Here is a 21,438-nt window from a genome sequence, read left to right on the forward strand (position 1 = left end):
TGTCTTACACTTTTTCAACTTAGATGGGCTAATAGATAACTTTGTGGTGATACTGAAGCAAAATAGACTGAATAGTATCCATTGTTTCTTTACTCGGTGCTTCCACACCCTCTAACGGGTAGTCAAAACCCAATGTTTGCCACTTATGAGCACCTAGCTTGTGATAAGGCAGTAGCTCTACCTTTTCGATATTCTCCATATCCCGAATGAACTCTCCAAGTTGGTGCGCAGAGCCTTCATCGTCGGTGTAGCCGGGAACAACCACATAGCGTAGCCAAGTTTTCTTGCCTATTTTCTTCAGGTAGCGAGCAAAATCTAAGGTACGTTTGTTGGAAACACCGATGAAATCATGGTGAACAAGATCGTCCATGTGCTTGATATCAAGTAAAACCAAGTCAGTAGCTTCTAAAACCTCATCGATGACATCACTGTACTTGCGGATAAACCCGTTGGTGTCTAAGCAAGTGTGGATGTTTTCCTGCTTCGCCGCTCTGAACAAATCACGCACAAACTCTGGTTGCAGCATAGCCTCCCCGCCTGAGCACGTGATGCCTCCGCCTGAAGCATTCATAAAGTGGCGATAAGATTTGGCCTCTTTGATGAGCTCGTCTACTGAGACTTCTTTGCCCCCATGTAGATCCCAAGTATCTCGGTTATGGCAATACATACAGCGCATTAGACAGCCTTGGACAAAGACGATAAAGCGAATGCCAGGCCCGTCAACAGTGCCACAGGACTCAAAAGAGTGGATACGACCAGTAGTAGACATCATAAAGCTCGAGTAAGTATTTATAAGTGCCTATTCTACTATAAATAGTAAGGTTAAACACTTCATTTACTAAGTAACGACAATGAAAGTAACAGGCGAATTGAGATATATCAGCAACCTGCCACTTTGGTCTTATAATTAATATTATCACCTACTCATCGTAGACACGGAAACAGTAACTAAAGGCAAAGGCAACTAAGTATCGTCGCTAAGGATTTGTAATGGACCGACTCTCTCTTTCGCAAAAACAAAAAATCACGTTGTTTTTGTGTTTTCTGTCACTGGGCTTTGCGTTGCTTGGAGCGTTTACGTCAGCTCGACTCTCGGATATGGAGCAGCAATATTCGAGTAGCAGTTGGGTAACCTCTGGTTCCATAGAGATGTATCAAACCGAGATCAAACTTTTGTCGTTGGCGAAAGAAATCGTCAGTTTGACGAGTCAACAAGTGGATCATGTGAAAACTGATATCGTAAAAATCACAGAAGAAGTGGCCAACAATGCTCAATTTCTTCAGCAAGTGGGTTTGCAAGCTGAAGCTTCGGCTCTTGTGGATAGCACGGCGCACTTTCAACAAGCTTTGCTACCTTGGCTAGAGTTGAGAGCAGAGCTTGGATTTACCGTTGATGATGGAAAGCTGGGGCAACTGAAGTTGCTTGCCAATACTATTGAAAAGAAAATTGCGGAAACAGGTATGGTGACGTTGAATTCTGACTTTCAAGCCATGATTAAAGCTCAGCAACAGTACTTACTGCAGCCTAGTGAGAAGAGTTTAAAGATGTTTAATCGAGCAATGTTCGGTTTCATTAACATGTCCAATACCTATGCAATGCTAGACCTATATGAAGATGAAATGGAGCAGTTCAAGCAAACGTTTACTCGTGTGAGTGAACTATCTCAGCAGTTAGAGGGACGCGAACAAGAGCTATTCGCCAGTGAAGAACAAGCAACTCGTGTGGTAAAAGAAGCCACGGTCAAGCTATCGGAAATAGATAGTCATTATTTAGAACAAGCTCAGTCGAGCGCAGCACAAGCAAAATGGTCTGTATTGATAGCGTGCCTCGTCTTAGCGCTGTTTGCGATTGCAATCTTAATCCGATTCGGTGTGTCGTTAAATCAAGCCTTGCAGCGCACTGGTGCGGTATTACTCAAGCTGTCTCAAGGTGATTTGTCGCAACGTATGTCACTCACTAATAATGACAAAGATGAATTCAATCAATTAGCGAAAACTATTAACCGAAGCTGTGAAAATTTAGGCGGGTTGGTGAGCACAGTGCAAAGTAATAGTGGGGAGTTGTCGAGTAATGCTGAAACATTAAACGTGGGGCTAGATTCCTTGGCAGGAAACATGTCTGATATGTTGGATCAAACTCAGTTATTGGCGTCTGCCACTGAGCAAGTGAGCGTTACGACACAAGAAGTATCCGGCTCACTTTCAGCTGTGGCTGAAATCAGCAATACCACAGTACAAGCTTCGGATGATGGCGGAAGAATTATCACCGCCGCAATTGGCTCTCTTGAGGAGATAGCAACTATTTTGACTTCTGCAACCGCCCACACTCAGCAGCTAGAAGAGGCCTCGCAAAAGATAGACTCGGTCATGGAAATCATCACAGGTATAGCTGAACAAACGAATTTACTGGCTTTGAATGCAGCGATTGAAGCGGCTAGGGCAGGAGATCAAGGCCGCGGGTTTGCTGTGGTGGCCGATGAGGTAAGAAACCTAGCAGTTAGAACGGTTGAAGCAGTGTCAGAAATATCCGATACGATAGAAACCATGAAGAAAGAAAGCTCAGAAGTCATCACCTATATCAGTCAGTCTGAAACGGCAGTACGAACCGGACAAGAGCAAGGTCGTAAGGCGATGGGTGCGTTGTCAAAAATAACAGAGAAAGCCGGACAGGCATCCGAGGAAACAGAACTGATCTCTAACTCGATTCGTGAACTAGCAGGAACCAGCCAATCGATGGCGAACAACATGACCAGTATTTCGACCGCGATGGCAGATTTAGAACAGAATAATGAGCAAATGAGAGTAACAAGCCAGCTGGTGGACGAAAAATCCAGTCAGCTAAACTCCGATTGCCAACGTTTTGTTATCTAGCATTTAGAAAAAAGCAAACAAGGTGATTCCACCAATTGCAGAGCGTGCATGCTCTGATTCTTTATAAGTTTTGGAATTACTGCTAAGAGACAAATTTACTCCGTAAAATGGAGTGTATGCGGCAAACCCAGCGACCGCGGTATTTTGGCCGTGCTCTAAGGTGACTTCATAAAGGGAGGTGGGCTCTGGAAGCTCGGAGCGATCGCCCTCAACGGTTAAGTCGTTAAACACATAGTTGGCTCGCACGCCAGTGTAGAGGAACCACCCGGAATTTGATGCGCCGAGCATTCCCGGATTAAATGGGTTTTCAGAGCTGATGTTAGCCGCTCCCAAACTATCTGCGAGATTCTCTCCCCACCTCAACATAAAGCCAGTTGCGGCATTACTGCGAAAATTTCCAGCGTTAACTTCAGAAGTATTAGACAGCTCCACATCGGAGTTTGCCACGGAAGGCGCACGGAAAATTTTGCTATTGGCAATATATCCCACACTGCCAGCCCATTGATTATCCACTTGATATTGCCAGCCCTGAGGTTCTATTGAACCGGTGATGCCATGAATAAATTTTTGGGAGTCTTCGGCTAAGGAGCGTTTTCCCGTGGTACCGACGGTGATGTTGAATTTTTGCGCGAAATTTGGATTGATACTGAGGTAGTTTGCTTCTGCGTACAAATAGCCAGCGTAAGGGTGCTGGTCGACTTGGGCTAACGACGATGAAATATTACTTGGGGTATATAATTTTTGCCCGAGAGTGAAGCCGACTTTATCAATAGAGTTCACCCCCCATAGCGACAAGCTCAGTGGTTTGGTCGATAGACTCGGTGTGATGGCCGCCGATGTATAGTTAATAAAGACGCCGCTGGTGTAATCTCGGTCGACGCCAAAAACGCCATCGTTATCCACCGCCAAGCTCAAAGTCGATTGCTCTGAAGCCCAAGCCGTAGCGGAAAGCAAGAATAGTGGGAAAACAAAAGTAAATCTCATAAATCAGCATCCGTACTGTAGGTGAAACTTTGTCATTGCGAGCGACTGGCTTGCAATGCCTCCTTACATGCGTGCGTAAAACGCTGGTGTCTAGATAGAGTATCTGCCTTTTCTTTTATCAATAGATCAATACTTTAACAGGGTTTTGAATCTGAATTGGATATTTAATCGGTGAAATGTGCACAGGCTCAGGGAGAGAGTCACTAAAGCGGATTTTTAGTAAACAATTGAGGAGGGACCTAAAAGTAAAAGCCCGCATCGTGAAGTGCGGGCCATGGTTAGAAATTAGAGGTTAGAGATTGAGGGTCACAATGATTCAGTAAATGTACGTGCGATAACGTCAGCTTGCTGCTCAGCAGTTAAAGAGTTAAATCTCACAGCGTAACCGGAAACACGAATCGTCAGCTGTGGGTAATCCTCAGGGTGCTTCACTGCATTTTCAAGCGTTTCACGGTTTAACACGTTGACATTTAAGTGTTGGCCACCTTCAGTTTCCCCATCATTGTGGAAATACCCATCCATCAGACCCGCTAAGTTGGATCTTTGGTTGCTGTCTTCTTTACCAAGCGCTTTGGGCACGATGGAGAAGGTATAAGAAATACCATCTTTTGCGTGTTCAAATGGCAATTTAGCGACGGAAGTAAGTGAAGCAACGGCACCTTTCTCATCACGGCCATGCATAGGGTTAGCACCTGGTGCGAATGGAGTGCCAGCGCGGCGTCCATCTGGAGTGTTACCGGTTTTCTTTCCGTAAACGACGTTAGAAGTGATAGTAAGCACTGATTGAGTTGGAACTGCATCGCGATACGTTTTCAATGAGCGGATCTTATTCATAAAACGCTCGACCAATTGGCAGGCGATATCATCGACGCGCTCGTCATTGTTACCAAATTTAGGGTAGTCGCCTTCAATGTCGAAGTCGATCGCCACGCCATCTTCATCTCGGATAGGCTTCACTTTGGCGTATTTGATGGCTGCAAGTGAGTCGGCGGCAACAGACAATCCGGCGATACCACAAGCCATTGTGCGCTCTACGTCACGATCATGCAGCGCCATCAATGCAGCTTCATAGCTGTATTTATCGTGAGAGTAGTGAATCGCATTTAGCGCTGTCACATAATGTTTAGCTAGCCAACCCATGAAATGGTCCATTTTGGCCCAAACATCATCATAATTCAGTATTTCGTCAGTGATCTTTGGCATTTCAGGGCCAACTTGGATTTTTAGTTTTTCATCCATGCCACCATTGATAACGTAGAGCAGCGTTTTGGCTAAGTTAGCGCGCGCGCCGAAGAATTGCATGTGCTTACCAATTACCATGGGTGATACACAGCAAGCAATCGCGTAGTCATCGGATTGGAAATCAGGGCGCATCAAATCATCATTTTCATATTGGATAGATGAAGTGTCGATGGAGACTTTCGCACAGAACTTTTTGAATCCTTCAGGCAACTGCTCAGACCAAAGTACCGTCATATTAGGCTCTGGAGAAGGCCCCATAGTATATAGGCTGTTTAAGAATCGGAAGTTTGAACGAGTCACTAACGTCCGTCCGTCGATACCCATGCCACCTAACGCTTCTGTTGCCCAAATTGGGTCGCCAGAAAACAGTTCATCGTACTCAGGTGTGCGTAGGAAACGAACCATACGGAGTTTCATCACGAAATGATCGATCAACTCTTGAGCTTGTGCTTCGGTCAGTTTTCCTTCCGCAATGTCGCGTTCGATGTAAATATCTAGGAAGGTTGAGGTGCGCCCCAACGACATGGCCGCGCCATTTTGTGACTTAACCGCAGCAAGGTAGCCGAAATATGTCCACTGAATGGCTTCTTGTGCGGACGTTGCTGGAGCGGAAATATCATAGCCATATTTGTTCGCCATGGTTTTCATGTCTTGCAATGCGCGGACTTGCTCAGCTAATTCTTCGCGCAGTTGCATGGTCATCTGCAAGTCTTCACCAGATTCAAGCTTCTCTTGCAGCGAAGCAACTTGTGCGCGCTTATCTTGAGTTAAGAAATCGATGCCGTATAAGGCGATGCGTCGATAGTCGCCAATAATACGCCCGCGACCATAGGCATCGGGAAGACCGGTTAACACTCCGGATTTGCGGCACTTTAAGATTTCTGGCGTATAAATATCAAATACGCCGCTGTTGTGGGTTCGACGATATTCATTGAATACTTTAGAAATTTGAGGATCGAGCTCTCTGCCATAGACTTTGCATGACCCTTCAACCATGCGAATGCCGCCATATGGCAAAATGGCGCGTTTGAGTGGCGCATCGGTTTGCAGGCCAACGATAGTTTCTAGTTCTTGCTCTATATAGCCCGCATCGTGGGATGTAATAGTGGAAACCACGGAAGTATCGAAATCAAGTGGCGCTTTAGTCCGGTTTTCTTCCTTGATCCCTTCCATTACTTTACCCCAAAGTGCCTGAGTCGCTTTGGTGCCTTCAGTTACGAGAAATGTTTCGTCGCCTTGGTAAGGGGTGTAATTTCGCTGGATAAAGTCGCGTACATTTACTTCATTTTGCCAAACACCAGATTCAAAATCTTGCCACGCGTTTTTATTCTGCTCGGTCATAACTTGCCTACCTTGATAAGGGTAAAAATAGAGTCTTCCCCATGGTTCCATCTTGGCTGAGTGAAGCCACTCCGGGGGTAGCCGAAAGGGGAAACCATGAATCAATAATGCTTTACCGACACGTTATGATAAATTTTTTCTGCAAACCTTAAACTAAATCAATAAAAGTTGAGAAAATAGCTTTTCCTAAGTTCTCTTAGAATCCATAGCTGAACCGGATGCTGTTTATCACAAAGATATTGAGTGCCACTGGAGAGGCGATACTTAGCAGAGTACGGGCTGTTGAATTTAAGGTTTATTACTGAAGCGTGGTGAATGTTCTATATTAACTCTAATAAGTTAATGATTTGTTGTTGATTTAACCTTGTGGTGATAGCTTTGTTTTTAAGTTATATGTTTTTGTAATGGTAGGGGCGTAAATCGATGGCGGAAATCCCAGCGCTAGATATTAAGGATCTGCACAAAACATTTGGGCAAAATGAGGTGCTAAAGGGGATCTCGTTGCAAGCGCATAAAGGAGATGTTGTCTCTATCATCGGCTCATCGGGATCAGGTAAAAGTACCTTTTTGCGTTGTATTAACTTGTTGGAAATTCCGACCTCAGGGGATATATGTGTCAATGGCGAATTGATCGCAATGAAGCGAACCAGAAATGATGCTATTCAGCCTGCTAATGAAAAGCAGGTTCAGCGAATTCGCTCGCGTTTAGCCATGGTATTTCAAAGCTTCAATTTATGGTCGCACATGACAGTTTTGGAAAACGTTATTGAAGCGCCCGTTCATGTGTTGGGTGTTGCAAAAAAAACAGCGATAGAGCAGGCAGAAAGCTTGCTCCACAAAGTGGGCTTGTACGAGCGCAAGGATTATTACCCAGGGCATTTGTCTGGTGGACAGCAGCAGAGAGCAGCGATTGCTCGTGCGTTGGCTGTTGATCCTGAAGTCTTGTTATTCGATGAGCCGACCTCTGCACTTGATCCCGAATTAGTGGGCGAAGTGCTGGGCGTGATGCAAGCGCTTGCTGAAGAAGGCCGAACGATGTTGGTGGTTACTCATGAAATGGCGTTTGCGCGTGACGTTTCCAGCCATGTCATGTTTTTGCACCAAGGCATAGTAGAAGAGCAAGGCCACCCAGACAAATTATTTACCCAGCCAGAATCAGAACGACTACAGCAGTTTATTTCATCGATCTATTAGGATGTTAGATGAAGGTGTTGTTGGATGACTAGGTTTCTGAAAATAGATCTTAAATCACAGGAGTATGGAAATGAAAAAGTGGTTATGTAGCTTGATACTCGCAACCTTGGTTTTTTCAGGGGTAGCACAAGCGAAACAATGGAAAGTTGTACGTTTTGGTATCGAAGGTGCTTATCCTCCGTTTAGTTGGACAGAAGCCGATGGATCGCTAAAAGGGTTTGATGTGGATATGGCAAATGCTTTGTGCCAACAAATGCAGGTCAAGTGTAAGTTGGTGGCTCAAGATTGGGATGGCATCATTCCTTCTTTGCTGGCGAGAAAATATGATGCCATCATCGCCGCAATGTCGATCACTGAAGATCGTAAGAAAAAAGTCGCCTTTACTCATAAATATGCCTTAATCCCAAATAAGTTCATCGCCAAAAAAGGCACCCAGCTCACCTTTACTAAAGAGGGCTTAAAAGGGGTGAAGATTGGTGTTCAGCGAGCCACAACTCACGATAAATATCTGACCGAAAACTTTGGCGACTCAGTAGAAATTGTACGCTACGGATCGTTTGATGAAGCCTACCTCGATTTAGCGAGTGGACGAATTATTGCTGTACTTGGTGACGCATCCGCTCTAGAAGAAGGCATGTTGAAAAAGCCAGGTGGAGATGCTTATGCGTTTATTGGTCCATCTTTGACTGATCCGAAATGGTTTGGTGATGGTTTTGGTATAGCCACTCGTAAGCAAGATAAAGATCTGGTTCAGAAACTTAATACGGCTATTGACGCCTTACGCCAGAACGGAAAATACAAAGAGATCCAAGATAAATATTTCACCTACGATGTATATGGCCAGTAAGCCATTTTGTGAACGGATTAGAGAGGGCTTGCCCTCTCTATTTACTTCTACAGGATATAGAAAGGCTTAAGTAGGGGGCAATATGTTTAACTTACATGGATATGAAGCGTCGATTTTAAAAGGTGCCGTGCTCACGATTGAAGTCGCTCTATTGTCTTTGGTATTAGCGATGCTGCTGGGTATGTTGGGTGCATTGGCCAAATTGTCGCCGTATCGTAGCGCGCGTTTTGTAGCGACGCTGTATACCACGGTCATTCGCGGCATTCCTGATTTGGTGCTCATGATGCTGATCTTTTTTGGAGGTCAGATTTTCCTCAACAACAGCTTGTACACGATCAATGAAACCTTGAATCAATGGTTTGCATCGGGACCAAATCAAGAATGGGTGGAATACGTGCCCGATTATGTAGACGTGAGCCCATTTATTGCAGGAACGATAACGATAGGCTTTATTTTTGGAGCCTATATGGCGGAGACATTTCGGGGTGCGATTATGGCAGTAGATAGAGGGGAGTTAGAAGCCGGGAAGGCTTATGGCATGAGCCCTTTTCTGGCTTTTCGACGGATCCTACTACCACAAATGATTCGTCATGCGCTGCCGGGGTTTGGCAACAACTGGTTAGTTCTACTAAAAACTACGGCGTTGGTTTCTATTATTGGCCTCGAAGATATGGTTCGCGTAAGCGCGTTGGCGGCAGGATCAACCAAAATGCCGTTTACTTTTTATATGACAGTGGCGGTGATTTTTTTGCTATTTACCAGTGTTTCGACTGGGCTTCTAAAGCTTGTTGAACGCAAATTTAGTATTCATACGAGGTAGATGATGGACTTTTCGGTAGTGGTTGAAAGCTTTCCTCTATACCTACAGGGGTTATGGACTACGGTATGGCTGGTGAGCTTGTCGTTGTTAATTGGGTTGGCGGTGGCCATCCCGGTTGCGATTGCGCGGAACAGTCATTACCACTTAGCGTATTTACCTAGCTGGGGATTCATTTATTTCTTCCGTGGAACGCCTCTTCTGGTACAAATGTATTTGATTTATTACGGAATGGATCAGTTTTTTCCAGTAAAAGACACGCCATGGGAGCACGCTTGGTTTTGCGCTCTGGTTGCCTTTGTATTGAATACTTCTGCTTACACCGCAGAGATCATACGTGGCGCTATCAACGGCCTCAATAAAGGAGAATTAGAAGCGGCAAAGGCCTTTGGTATGAGTCGTTCGAAGGCGTATCGGCGTATTATTTTGCCTAGCGCACTTCGTCGTGCTTTGCCTGCGTATAGTAATGAGGTGGTATTCATGCTCCATGGCAGCGCAGTGGCAGGGATTATTACGATTATGGATCTCACTGGCGCTGCGCGGTTGGTAAACGCTCGCTATTATGCCCCATTTGAGTCTTTCCTAACGGCGGGCTTATTTTATATGGCGTTAACCTTCATTATCTTATGGTGCTTCAAAAAAGCAGAAAAACGCTTTCTTGCGTATTTAAGGCCATTGAGTTGAATGGTGACTGTAGATTTGTGAGGTAGACCTATCCTTCAGATAACATCGCTTTTTGTTGGTTAGCTATATGAAATGTTGTGAGAGTTGAGAGTTGAGAGTTGAGAGTTGAGAGTTTAAGGCTGAATTCAGGAAGTAGTGATGATCCCCCACACCCTGTGGTGTGGGAGAAACTATTGATATTAGTTCGAGAATGTTGCCCAAATCGGAGCATGATCAGAAGGCTTTTCAATTCCACGTAATGGATAATCGACGTCTGATTCAGTACATTTTTCAGCTAACGATGGCGTGGCTAACACCACATCAATTCTTAGGCCACGGTTGTCGTTAAAGCCTTTCGAGCGGTAATCGAACCAAGAATACTTATCGCTAACGGTCGGGTGCAAGTCACGGAAGGTATCGACCAGTCCCCATTGAAGTAAATCGCTCAGCCATTGCCTTTCTTCTGGTTGGAAAGAGCATTTGCCGGTTTTTAACCAGCGTTTTTGATTTGGTTCACCAATGCCGATATCCAAGTCGATTGGGCTGATATTGATATCGCCCATTACGATCACTTGTTCGTCGCTCGTATGGTGTTCGGTCAGGTAGTTCATCAGATCTTTGTAGAACTGGCGTTTGTAAGGGAATTTCGTTTCATGGTCGATGTTTTCCCCTTGAGGGAAGTAGCCATTTAGTATCGTGACCTTTTCGCCATTTTTATCTAGGAACGACCCAATGATCATGCGCTTTTGATGTTCTTCGTTGTCAGTCGGAAAGCCTTTCTGCATTAAAATCGGTTCTTGTTTACACAGCATTGCCACGCCATAGTGGGCTTTTTGGCCGTGAAAATACACCTTGTAGCCCATGGCTTCAACGGCTTCAACGGGGAAGGCTTCATCGTGGACTTTGATTTCCTGCAAGCCAATCACATCAGGTTGATGTTTGTCGATCAGTGCTTGAAGCTGGTGTAGGCGGGCGCGTAGGCCATTAATATTAAAACTTACTACTTTCATTTGTATTTTTCTCCTAAAGACTCCACAAGATCACTTGGGGATAGAGCTGAGTCTAAAGATAACATTTTGCATGGCCGTCGCAAAATTTGGTACGGAGGTCTCTGAAGGTGTAATTGGCATTAAAGTTCTGCGTTTAAGGCCGATATTATTTCAGCAAACCCTCCACAAAGGTGCATAAAGTTGGCTATCTTTAACGATAAAACCGCCTTTTTGTTGTTGCCATTGGGGGATGCCACCACTGCCTACATCAATGAACAACCAGATTTTATAAGGAAATGTTATGCGGACCCTTTCTGTTCAGTGGAAAATTACGCTTTTGGCAGGATGCTGCTTATTGGTTACATCACTTTCACTGGTCGGCTTTTCTATTTACAACGCGGTGTCGAACCAGCAAATCATCAAAGAACAAAGCTCCGAATCAGTGACTCAAAAATCTCAGCAGCTGATTGAAACAAGGGCGCTTTTCAATTCAGCTTTGGTTGCGGATTTTCTCAATGAAGCTATTTATCGTTCTGAAATGTTGGCCTCGAATGCGTTGTTTTATAAGTCCAATAGCGAAGAAAACTTTGGCTCAAGTGAAGAATTGCGGACCGCGTTAACTGACATGGTGAAGAACGCCGTAGATTCCTACTCGTCGATTCAGGGGGCGTATTTAGTCTTCCAGCCCAACATGTTAGATGGAGAAGACGGCAATTATGTCAATGCTCACTATGTGGGTTCAAACGAGATTGGCCAGTTTGCTTCTTATTGGCAGCAAACTGATAGTGGCAGTGCTACACCCGGTGTCTTAAGCAAGAAGGACCTTACGGAATCGAGTAACAGCGAGCGTTTTTTCTGCCCAATATCGAGCGGGAGTGCATGTGTGTCGAGCCCTAGACTGGAAAAACGGGGTAATGCGGATGTGTTGGCGGCATCGATTTCGATGCCGATTAAAAAAGATGGCAAGGTGATTGGTTTCTTTGGCATTGATTTAAACTTGAATAAATTATCTCAAGTGGCTCAAGAGTCAGATAGCAGCTTGTTTGGCGGAGCGGGTGGAGTATTTATTATTAGCCTTGATGGTTCTCTCATTGCTTCAGATGATCCTAGTTTGGCTGTTGGTGCCCCCTTTAGCAGCAAACATGTTACAAGCGATACAATGACGGACTTTCTATTTGGTGGTGACGTGGCGACGAAATGGAGCCAAGACGGAGAGTGGTTAACCGTGTTTGCACCTATTATGGTCGCAAACCAAACATGGGGTGTTATCTTTGAAATGCCACGCAGTAGCGTATTGGCCGATGTCGATCAGTTGGATGCATTGATCAGCCACGAAGTTGAGTCAGGTGTGGTGGCTGAATTGGGCGCGGGCGTGATATTTGTTATCGCAGGTTTGGTGCTTATCGCTTTACTCGCTCGCAGCATAGTGAAACCTATCAAAGAAGTGGTGGTTCGCTTAGACGATATCGCTTCGGGGGAAGGGGACTTGACCCAACGTTTGGATGTGAAATCGAAAGATGAAATTGGCCAGCTCGCCAGTGGGTTTAATCAGTTTTTAGAAAAGTTGCAAACGATCATAAGCCAAGTGGTCGACACCACTCACAAAGTTGCCAACACCACTGAGCAAGCGAAAACGGCAGCAGCCCATACCCGCCATAGTAGCGAATCTCAGTTTAAAGAAGTGGATATGGTGGCAACCGCATGTGAAGAGATGACGCATACAGCCAGTTTGGTGGTGAGTAATGCCGAAGCTGCGGTGAAATCGGCCACTGAAGCCAATGCTGCCGCAGACACAGGCAAGCAAGTCATCGAGCAATCTGAAAGCGAGATGGTCAACTTGGTGGATAGGATGAATAGCGCAGTCCCTGTAGTGGAAGAGCTCGCCAAAAATAATGCTAACATTACCGAAATATTGGCTGTTATTGAGGGGATTTCAGAGCAAACGAACTTGCTTGCCTTGAATGCTGCCATTGAAGCTGCACGTGCAGGTGAACAAGGCAGAGGCTTTGCTGTGGTAGCAGATGAAGTGAGAAATCTAGCCAGCCGAACTCATGACTCCGTGGGTGAAATTCGTGATGTGATTACGCAGGTTCAACGGGGGACTCAAGATGTAGTGGATGTGATTCAGCAAGGGAATGACATGGCGAATCAATCGGCTTCACAAGTTAACAAAGCGGTGGCTGAGCTTAATCATATTGTTGAGGCCATCATGGCAATCAACGATATGAATACACAAATAGTGAAGGCTGCGGAAGAGCAGCAAACGGTATCAGGCGAAGTTAATCAGAGCGTGACCAACATCCGCGATTTAAGCGCACAAATCTTAGAACAAGCTGGAGAGTCGGAGTCGGTCGGTGAGCAAATTGGCAATTTATCATCGGAACAGCAAAAATTGGTCGATCAGTTTAAAGTTTAAGCGTTAGAACTTTTGTAGCTTGTAGCTTGTAGCTTGTAGCTTGTAGCTTGTAGCTTGTAGCTTGTAGCTTGTAGCTTGTAGCTTGTAGCTTGTAGCTTGTAGCTTGTAGCTTGTAGCTTGTAGCTTGTAGTTTTCAGATAGCAAAGAAAGGCTTCACAGGTATCGCTAGAAATAGGATAAGCCTGTGGAGCCTTCTTTAATTTCGGTTTTACAAAGACTTATTCTTCGACCATGCCCTCAAAGCTCACGTCGTTGAAGTACCAGTAGCCTTTTGCGACTAGCTTGCTCAACAGCTTCATTTGCGCAGAATCTGGTTTTAGTCCTTTGGCATCGAGATCGTCGGCACTAACCATTTCGTGATTGCACAATGCTGGAATCAAAGTGTCATCGGGCGTTTCAAGGAAAAACTCATCGCCATTGACGTATATCTTCTGTGTGTCACCAGAGTGATAGAAGGCGCGTAGACCTGCGAGTTTGTGCAGCACATCGCCAGATTCTAGGCACTCAGAGAGCTCTGCTGGGCTTTGAGGCTCATCTTCTTGGGAGACAATATCAAGTTGGTGGCGCGACTGGCTCAGCAAACTCGCCGTAAACTCTTTGAGCAGTTCGGTATCATTGAGGCTTTTTTCAATAATGTTGCGTAGCTGCTGAAAGGTGTCTTTGGATATTTCGCCTGAATGTTCTTGCAGAGTTAAATCGGCGCAGGAAACGTGGTTATCGCCTAGTTCACGGCCGAGATAAAAGTCCGCTAAGTGGCTCACCAATTCCTGCTCTTTTGGACTGCGAAAACCCAATGAATAGCTCATGCTCTCTTCCAGCGCGTAGCCTTCGTGAGGAAAGCCCGGTGGGATATACAGGATATCACCCGGCTCTAAAACGGTATCTATGATGGCATCAAAGCTTTCAATTTGGCGAAGTGCGCTCGCTTGAACCAGCTCGGTATATTGACCTTTATCTTCCGCGCCGACACGCCAGTGGCGTTTACCTTGTCCCTGTACGATGAAGACATCATATTGATCGATATGCGGGCCAACACCACCACCTTGAGTAGAGTAGCTGACCATAACATCATCAAACAGCCATTGCGGGATGGCTGAAAATGGTTGAACAAGCTCAGCGGTTTCAATATGCCAGTGGTTGGCAGCTTGAACAATTAATTGCCAGTGATCAGCTGGCAGATCAGCAAAAATGGATTCCTCAAAAGGCCCGTGCGACGCTGTCCATTTACCGTCGGTATTGGTGATCATTCTAGAGTCGATATCTTCTTCCAGCGCTAACCCTGCCAGTTCGTCGGGGCTAATTGGATCGATAAAGTTGGCAAAACCACCTTTAAGGACGGTTGGACGTTTTTGCCAAAAATCTTGCATAAACGTCGCTAAGTCGAACGTCAATTGATACATCATTTATTCTCTTGCTGCAGTTTATTTTCTAGGTCACTTCGAACGATATCGAGCGCTGCAAGTGCAGTACTCGGATCCACTTCGTTTGATTCAAATAAGTAGATAAGATCGACCGCGAGTTTCACTTCATCGGGTGCATTTTCCAATGAATGAGAAGGAGTTGGGTTGTCTGGCTTCATCTCTGTGGGTTCTTTTCTTTAAAGGCTATATATTTATCCAGCTTAGCTTGGGCATCTAGGCAGCGCTTTAGTCGCTGTTCGGCTTGCAGTAATGCTTGCTGGTGTTGTTTGTATTGGCTTGCGGGCGCTGAGTGCAGTTTCTGTTGATTTTCGGCGACTAGTTCGCGCAATCTTCTCGTCCATTCTTGGTGTTGAGAGCGCTCTTGATAGAGCTGTTTGATTGATTTGCCAGTATACATGGCGTGTTTCGGTTCTTGAGCGCGAATGGATTGGGTCGCTAACTCTCTTTGTATCGCTTCCAGTTGCGCGATTAGGGTGTCTGCGGCAGATTCGGCTTGTTCTGCGCTGAGCGCACAAGGGTCAGCATGTTGATATATATGTTCAAAACTGGCTTTTGCTTCGAGAACACACGGTAAAAGTTTTTTTGCTCGGCAATGAAACAATTGCTCATCAAAAAGCGGTTTATGATGCTCGCCTCGCTGAGTATCGAGTTGCTCTGCTTGTTTCGCGAGAGAATCTAGAGTAGTCGATATTTGTTTCAATGTGGTCATTGGGTTAGAACCAAGCCTGATAAGCGAGTTTGATGGCGAGTACACTCACCATAGTCACAAATACCGGGCGAATAAACTTTGCGCCAAACTTAATTGCAGAATGTGCGCCAACAAAAGCGCCCGCCATCAAGCAAACGCCCATCGTCAAGCCAAGCATCCAATTGACGTGACCAAGGTAGGCAAACGCAATCAGAGAGGTAAAATTGCTGGTGAAGTTCATGGCTTTGGCAAGCCCTGATGCGAGCAGAATGTTGAATCGGTACAGTGCCATTGAACTCACGGTCCAAAATGCGCCAGTGCCAGGCCCTGCGAGGCCATCGTAAAAACCAATGGCCAAGCCTTGAGTAGTTTGCTTTTTATGAAAATTAGGGTCTGAGACTGGCACCGCACTTTTTTGTGCATCGGGAGTTTTGTGCCAAATAGTGTAGACGGCAGCCACCAAAATAATCAGCGGTAGTGCTTTATCTAACCAAGCGGTGCTGATCTTATCGACTAAAAATGTCCCCATAATCGCACCGACAAAAGTCGCCGCAAAGCAACGTCCCCAGAATCTTGGTTTAAAGAGTCGCTTACGAAAATAAGTGAGGGCGGCAGTAGAAGAGGCGAACGATGCTGCAAGTTTATTGGTGCCTAAGGCAAGATGAGGTGGCAAACCTAACGAGAGTAATGTTGGGACAGTCAGCATTCCGCCTCCGCCAGCAACGGCGTCAATAAAGCCAGCGATAAAGGCGACAGACGCGATTAAAGCCAGAGTAGTGGGCTCGATATATTCCATTATTGTGTTCTTTCTTATTATTGTAGCTGTAGTGAGTATGGGTACATTCTAGCTGAGCTTAGCGCTCGATATTTATGCGAAACGGCGGCAAAGAGTCGATGAGTGCTTGGCCATAACGTTTGGTCACAATGCGCCGATCGAGGATGACGACTCTACCAGAATCTTGTTCTTTGCGCAGCAGGCGGCCAGCAGCCTGAATCAACTTTTTACTCGCCTCTGGCACAGCGATCTGCATAAACGGATTGCCCCCTTTATGCTCAACGTATTCGGCATGCGCTTGTTCGACGGGAGATGTTGGTACAGCAAATGGAATTTTAGTGATGACGAGGTTTTCAAGTAGCTCACCGGGCAAATCTAAGCCTTCTGAAAAACTGCCTGTACCAAATAAAATACTGGTTTTGCCGCACTGAACTAAGGTCTTGTGTTTGTTCAAAATTTTAGTTCGAGAAGCATCACCTTGCACTTGTAGCGCCCAGCCTTTTTTGATCCACGGCTTATTCAGTTTGTCCGCGACTCGGTTCATCTGCCAATAGGAAGCGAATAACACTAAATTGGCTTTACCATCGGCGATCATGTCTGGCAGCACTTCACATAAGTGATCTGTGTAGGGTTCAGCTTGCGGCTCAAATTTCATCTTAGGGATGTAAAGCTCGGCTTTATTTGGGTAGTCGAAAGGAGAGGCCAAAGACAAAAATCGGGTGCCATCTTGCGCATCTTCACTGATTCCCGCTTGGCGGCAGAAGAAGCTAAAGGAGTTGAGTGCACGCATTGTAGCAGACACCAACACGGCGCCAACGCAGCGGCTCCATAACTGTTGGTCTAGTTTCCAGCCTGCTTCAAGTGGCGACACATTGACGATAAAGTCGCCTTCGCTATCTGGATGTAGCTCTAGCCATCGTGCTAGCGGCGCGCCTTTTTCATGCTTTGGCTCAGCCATTAAACTCCACACTTGAGCGAGGTTTTCCATACGTTGGATATAGAAGCCGAGCTCGGTGAGGGCAGGCTCTGCCAGTTTGCTGGAGATTTCCCCTTCTTTGACTCGTTCGGCAATCAAGTCAGCAATTTTGCTGAGGGATTGCAGCCCTTTGGATGAAATCTTTTTGAGCTCTTTGGCTTCGTTTTCCAGCCACTCAGGTAAATCACCATGCTCGAAGCGGTACACTTTTTCTTGGAAGTGATCTGGGTTGAACTGGCGCGCTAACTGAGTCAGTGCGGGAATGAGTTCTTGAGCAGAATTTTGCAGTTCGTTACGAAAGCGGCTTACCCGTTTTTCGTCGGCCAAACTAGAGAATTTGGTCGCTGATTGATTGAGTTTTTCTAGCCAGCTGGCCGCACCTTTGAGGCTAGCGGCGGCAGATGAATGGTCGCGTGCCACTTTAGGCAGGTGATGCGCCTCATCGAACACATAAATTGTATCGTCTGGCTCAGGTAAAATGACACCGCCGCCAAGATCGGCATCGGCCATCACTAGGCTGTGATTGGCGATGATCACGTCTGCTTTATCTAGGTCTGAACGTGATTTTTGAAATGGGCAATCCCGATGTGCGGGCAGTCCGTTGTTGCAGCTGTGCTTGTCGCTAACGATGGTGCGCCACACGTCATCACGAATAGGGCTTGGCCAACTGTCTCTATCGCCGTCCCATTTACCTGTCGCAAGCTTTTGAGAGAGCTCTTTGAGCAGTTCAATGTCCGATGCTTTGGGCTTGGTTTCAAAGATAGCTAATTGTTCGCCGTCGGTATCACCGCTTGCGGCGAGCTTTTCCGCGCAGCAATAGCGCTGACGCCCTTTCACAAGCTGAAAGCTAAAATCTAGGTCGGTGATTCGTCTATATAAGGGTAAATCTTTATCTAGCAGCTGTTCTTGCAGAGCTACGGTAGCGGTGGAGATCACTACCTTTTTATTGTTTAACACGGCAAACGGAATCGCCGCCATCAGATAAGAAAGAGATTTACCAATCCCGGTGCCTGCTTCCGCCACAATGATTCGGTTGGCTTTGTGGTATTCCCCCGACAAAGTCTTAGCAATTTCTGCCACCAGATAATTTTGCGCTCGGCGTGGAACAAAATTGTCTAACTGCGCTTGTAGGTTGCGATAGCTGTCGCGGATCGCTGTTTGAATATTACTGGCTGGCATATAAAGACCTAGAAAAATCAGAGTGCAGATACTACCACAATTTTGCGCGATATTCGGTCTGCGGAAAGGGATTTCTTTCCTATATAAATTAGATCTTTGTCACACAATTTACGGCGCAACCGATTCCTTATGTGAATAAAATTAACGTAGTTGATAGTTCTTGTGAATCTATTTCTGATGGTTTTTTAATCTAAATTTATCCACATTTTGTATACAAAATAACCTTTTCATTTTAATTGTCTATTTTACTTACACTTTTCTCATCTGGCTGCTAATACTTAACTCAATAGTTAGAAATCAATAGCTTAATTGCAAGTTATTGTTTTATTTAGGATTTTGAATTAAAGGTGCGAAAGTGTAAGGCCTTCAGCTGATGGAAAGTGATTTAACAGGCTGATAGCGAATGAATTTAGTGATGACATCAAACCAGCAGAGTAAGAGTCGTGACTAATCACCAAAGGGAACCGGACAAGGATTTCCCAAACTAAGAAAAGGCAGTGGATGATGATGAGAAAAACGCTAATCGCAATGGCGGTGCTTGCGGCTGCAGGTACGGCAAACGCGGCTCAGATTTATGGGTCGGATACAGCGAAAGTTTCCTTGAAAGGGGAGATCGATACCTATATTTCTTCATGGGAGCGCGACGATACCGCGACAACCCAAACTAAAGGTGACCCTGATGTGAATATGTGGGCCAAAATTCAAATGGATGCCGAGCACCAAATCAATGGTACGTTCACCGCTTTTGGTTCCTTTGAAATGGAAAATGGCTCTTGGTGGAATGGGACTGTTAGTGCCATATCGACCGATGACTTATATGCTGGGGTAAAAACCTCTAGTTGGGGCGTAGTTGCTGGTGAACATGGCGACTGGGCAAACTCGATGAAGGCACTCGAAAAAGACGACATCGATAATGATGCTTATTATTTAGGCACAGCTGGTGGCCACCACAGAGAATCAACGGGGCACGGGATCGGCTTTAAGTTTTATGGGGTTGAGGGCTTAACGGTTGTCGCAGATGTCACAACCAACAGTGATGAAGATATCGACCCTACATGGGGCACGTCGGTCAATTATTCTCTAGAGAACTATAACCTTGCCGTAGCTTATCAAGTGGGTGAAACAGCATCAGGAGTAGCTAGCGCAACAGGGCAGTACAAAGCGACTGATTATCATAAAGGCGGGGTGTCGGCTTCGGCTACCTTTGGAGGACTTTATTTAGCCCTTACTTACGTCAACTATGAGGGTGTAGATACATTTGGTTTCTTTGGGCCCACTACCGCGAAGGGCAGTACTATTGCAGATGATACCTTCTATGAGGGTAATGCCTTTGGTGGTGCAGCATCCTTTACGGTGGATAAACTGCGTTTGTACACTACTTATAGTTTGATGTCGAACGATAAGGCTACCCTCGTTACAACTACAAGTAGTACAACATCAGACGTAAATGACGCTGACAATTCACTTTTGGTTGTCGGCGCGGATTACGGAGTGCTAGACAATCTAACTGTGTTTGTTGAATACCAAAACTCGACCGCAGAAGCAGGACTCAATACTTCAGCTGTCGATCTAGATGCCTATTCATTTGTGTTAGGTTCTTACTACTCCTTCTAAACGAAGAGATGATTTGTATACTTGAGATAAAGCCAGCGCAACGCGTTGGCTTTTTTCGTGAGCGCTATAAAAAGCATTCCTCGTTTTGCAAACCTTTTTCAATCGCCGAGATCAGCCTTTCAATATGTTCAGGCTGGCTAACAAACGGCGGCATCACATAAATTAATCGACCAAATGGCCTTATCCATACACCTTGCTCAACAAACAACGCTTGAATCACTTCCATATTCACTGGACGGTGAGTTTCCACCACGCCAATCGCGCCTAGCCAACGGGTGTCTTTCACCATGGAATACTGTTTCAACTTGGTTAACCCTTGCTCAAGCTGGTTTTCTATCGTTTGAACTTGTTGCTGCCATTGGTTTTTTGCCAATAGATCTAAACTGGCGCAGGCCACCGCGCACGCTAAAGGGTTACCCATAAAGGTTGGTCCGTGCATAAAACAACCCGCTTCGCCGCCGCAAACAGTTTCTGCCACACGCTTGCTGGCAAGGGTGGCTGAAAGTGTCATGTAGCCCCCAGTCAGTGCCTTACCGACACACAGAATATCTGGTTGGACATCGGCGTGCTCACAGGCGAACAGCTTTCCTGTGCGACCAAAGCCGGTGGCAATTTCATCTACAATCAGTAGCACCCCATATTGATCGCATAATTGGCGAACGCGGAGCAGAAACTCTGGATGGTAAATGCGCATTCCGCCCGCGCCTTGTACGATAGGTTCCAATATGACTGCGGCGATCTCATGGTGATTTTCAGCGATTTTGTGTTTAAAGTCTGCTATATCCTTCTCATTCCACTCTTGCCAGAACCCTACCTTGGGTGACTGGGCGAAAATGTGCTCAGGGAGAAAACCTTTGTATAGAGAATGCATCGAATTGTCTGGATCGGTCACCGACATAGCCGCAAACGTGTCGCCATGATAGCCATCTTTCAACGTGAGGAACTTGGCACGTGGATCGCCTTTGGCGTGCCAATATTGCAGCGCCATTTTTAGCGCGATTTCCACTGCCACTGAACCAGAATCGGCCAGAAAAACGTGCTCTAAGTTATTCGGCGCAATGGCGAGTAACCTTTTGCCAAGCTCGATTGCAGGCTGGTGAGTGATCCCGCCGAACATGATGTGAGACATCGTATCAATTTGCTTGTGTGCGGCTCGGTTTAATTCTGGATGATTGTAACCATGAGTGGCAGCCCACCACGAAGACATTCCATCGACAAGTTGTCGGCCATCTTCCAATTCAATATGCACCCCTCGCGCGCCCACAACGGGATAACAGGGCAGAGGGTTGGTGGTAGAGGTGTAAGGGTGCCAAAGGTGGTCGCGATCGAATTTTAAATCAATGCCAGATGTTCCTGTTTTATTATTAACCACATGTAAACCTGTTGATTTGTATAATGTTGACAGTTTATCTATTGTCAGT

17 protein-coding genes are annotated in these 21,438 nt (G+C 45.8%); 7 read left to right on the forward strand and 10 right to left on the reverse strand.

Annotated features, from left to right (window positions below; all coding sequences use genetic code 11):
* Positions 1–28: 28 nt before the first annotated feature.
* On the reverse strand, positions 29–769 hold the full coding sequence (gene pflA, locus L4C34_RS01855) for a pyruvate formate lyase 1-activating protein (RefSeq protein ID WP_428787772.1): 741 nt from the start codon (positions 767–769) through the stop codon (positions 29–31).
* A gap of 221 nt (positions 770–990) precedes the next feature.
* Between pflA and L4C34_RS01860 the strand changes: the two genes are divergently transcribed.
* Positions 991–2,871, forward strand: coding sequence for a methyl-accepting chemotaxis protein (locus L4C34_RS01860; RefSeq protein ID WP_428787636.1), 1,881 nt, complete (start codon positions 991–993; stop codon positions 2,869–2,871).
* A gap of 3 nt (positions 2,872–2,874) precedes the next feature.
* On the opposite strand, the gene L4C34_RS01865 is transcribed toward L4C34_RS01860, so the two are convergent.
* Complete coding sequence (locus L4C34_RS01865) at positions 2,875–3,855, reverse strand: lipid A deacylase LpxR family protein (protein WP_428787637.1); 981 nt, start codon at positions 3,853–3,855, stop codon at positions 2,875–2,877.
* Between the two features lie 306 nt (positions 3,856–4,161).
* A complete protein-coding gene (pflB, locus tag L4C34_RS01870) occupies positions 4,162–6,438 on the reverse strand; it encodes a formate C-acetyltransferase (RefSeq protein WP_428787638.1) in 2,277 nt (758 codons plus the stop codon).
* Between the two features lie 423 nt (positions 6,439–6,861).
* Between pflB and L4C34_RS01875 the strand changes: the two genes are divergently transcribed.
* The 4 genes from L4C34_RS01875 (at position 6,862) to L4C34_RS01890 (ending at position 9,980) form a co-directional block, all read left to right on the forward strand.
* A complete protein-coding gene (locus tag L4C34_RS01875; RefSeq protein WP_428787639.1) occupies positions 6,862–7,632 on the forward strand; it encodes an ABC transporter ATP-binding protein in 771 nt (256 codons plus the stop codon).
* 70 nt (positions 7,633–7,702) lie between these two features.
* A complete protein-coding gene (locus tag L4C34_RS01880) occupies positions 7,703–8,479 on the forward strand; it encodes an ABC transporter substrate-binding protein (RefSeq protein WP_428787640.1) in 777 nt (258 codons plus the stop codon).
* Positions 8,480–8,561: 82 nt separating this feature from the next.
* Positions 8,562–9,299 carry an ABC transporter permease gene (locus tag L4C34_RS01885; RefSeq protein ID WP_428787641.1) on the forward strand — a complete coding sequence of 246 codons (738 nt, stop codon included), beginning with the start codon at positions 8,562–8,564 and terminating at the stop codon, positions 9,297–9,299.
* A gap of 3 nt (positions 9,300–9,302) precedes the next feature.
* On the forward strand, positions 9,303–9,980 hold the full coding sequence (locus L4C34_RS01890) for an ABC transporter permease (protein ID WP_428787773.1): 678 nt from the start codon (positions 9,303–9,305) through the stop codon (positions 9,978–9,980).
* A gap of 179 nt (positions 9,981–10,159) precedes the next feature.
* Here the strand turns inward: L4C34_RS01890 and xthA are convergent, their stop codons facing one another.
* Positions 10,160–10,969 (reverse strand): exodeoxyribonuclease III, encoded by an 810-nt coding sequence (xthA, locus tag L4C34_RS01895; protein ID WP_428787642.1) that lies wholly within the window; start codon positions 10,967–10,969, stop codon positions 10,160–10,162.
* Between the two features lie 280 nt (positions 10,970–11,249).
* On the opposite strand from xthA, the gene L4C34_RS01900 reads away from it, so the two are divergent.
* On the forward strand, positions 11,250–13,364 hold the full coding sequence (locus L4C34_RS01900; RefSeq protein WP_428787643.1) for a methyl-accepting chemotaxis protein: 2,115 nt from the start codon (positions 11,250–11,252) through the stop codon (positions 13,362–13,364).
* 218 nt (positions 13,365–13,582) lie between these two features.
* Here the strand turns inward: L4C34_RS01900 and L4C34_RS01905 are convergent, their stop codons facing one another.
* Genes L4C34_RS01905 through dinG form a run of 5 tightly spaced genes read right to left on the reverse strand, consistent with a single transcriptional unit; the run spans position 13,583 to position 18,403 of the window.
* Entirely contained in the window at positions 13,583–14,764 is a 1,182-nt protein-coding gene (locus L4C34_RS01905) for a ribosomal protein uL16 3-hydroxylase (RefSeq protein ID WP_428787774.1), read from the reverse strand.
* Positions 14,764–14,943, reverse strand: a complete 180-nt coding sequence (gene rsmS, locus L4C34_RS01910; RefSeq protein WP_428787644.1) for a pleiotropic regulatory protein RsmS — start codon at positions 14,941–14,943, stop codon at positions 14,764–14,766. The genes L4C34_RS01905 and rsmS overlap by 1 nt, the downstream gene beginning before the upstream one ends.
* A complete protein-coding gene (locus L4C34_RS01915) occupies positions 14,940–15,494 on the reverse strand; it encodes a primosomal replication protein (RefSeq protein ID WP_428787645.1) in 555 nt (184 codons plus the stop codon). Before L4C34_RS01915 ends, rsmS begins: the two co-directional genes overlap by 4 nt.
* 4 nt (positions 15,495–15,498) lie before the next feature.
* Entirely contained in the window at positions 15,499–16,269 is a 771-nt protein-coding gene (locus L4C34_RS01920) for a sulfite exporter TauE/SafE family protein (RefSeq protein WP_428787646.1), read from the reverse strand.
* A 58-nt stretch (positions 16,270–16,327) separates the two neighbouring features.
* Positions 16,328–18,403: an ATP-dependent DNA helicase DinG gene (gene dinG / locus L4C34_RS01925; RefSeq protein WP_428787647.1), complete on the reverse strand. Its 2,076-nt coding sequence runs from the start codon at positions 18,401–18,403 to the stop codon at positions 16,328–16,330.
* Between the two features lie 501 nt (positions 18,404–18,904).
* Between dinG and L4C34_RS01930 the strand changes: the two genes are divergently transcribed.
* Entirely contained in the window at positions 18,905–20,017 is a 1,113-nt protein-coding gene (locus L4C34_RS01930) for a porin (RefSeq protein WP_428787648.1), read from the forward strand.
* 64 nt (positions 20,018–20,081) lie between these two features.
* Here L4C34_RS01930 and bioA read toward each other — a convergent pair whose 3' ends face one another.
* Positions 20,082–21,359 (reverse strand): adenosylmethionine--8-amino-7-oxononanoate transaminase, encoded by a 1,278-nt coding sequence (bioA, locus tag L4C34_RS01935; RefSeq protein WP_428787775.1) that lies wholly within the window; start codon positions 21,357–21,359, stop codon positions 20,082–20,084.
* Positions 21,360–21,438: the final 79 nt, after the last annotated feature.

Source organism: Vibrio profundum (assembly GCF_050337555.1).
Lineage (GTDB): Bacteria > Pseudomonadota > Gammaproteobacteria > Enterobacterales > Vibrionaceae > Vibrio > Vibrio profundum.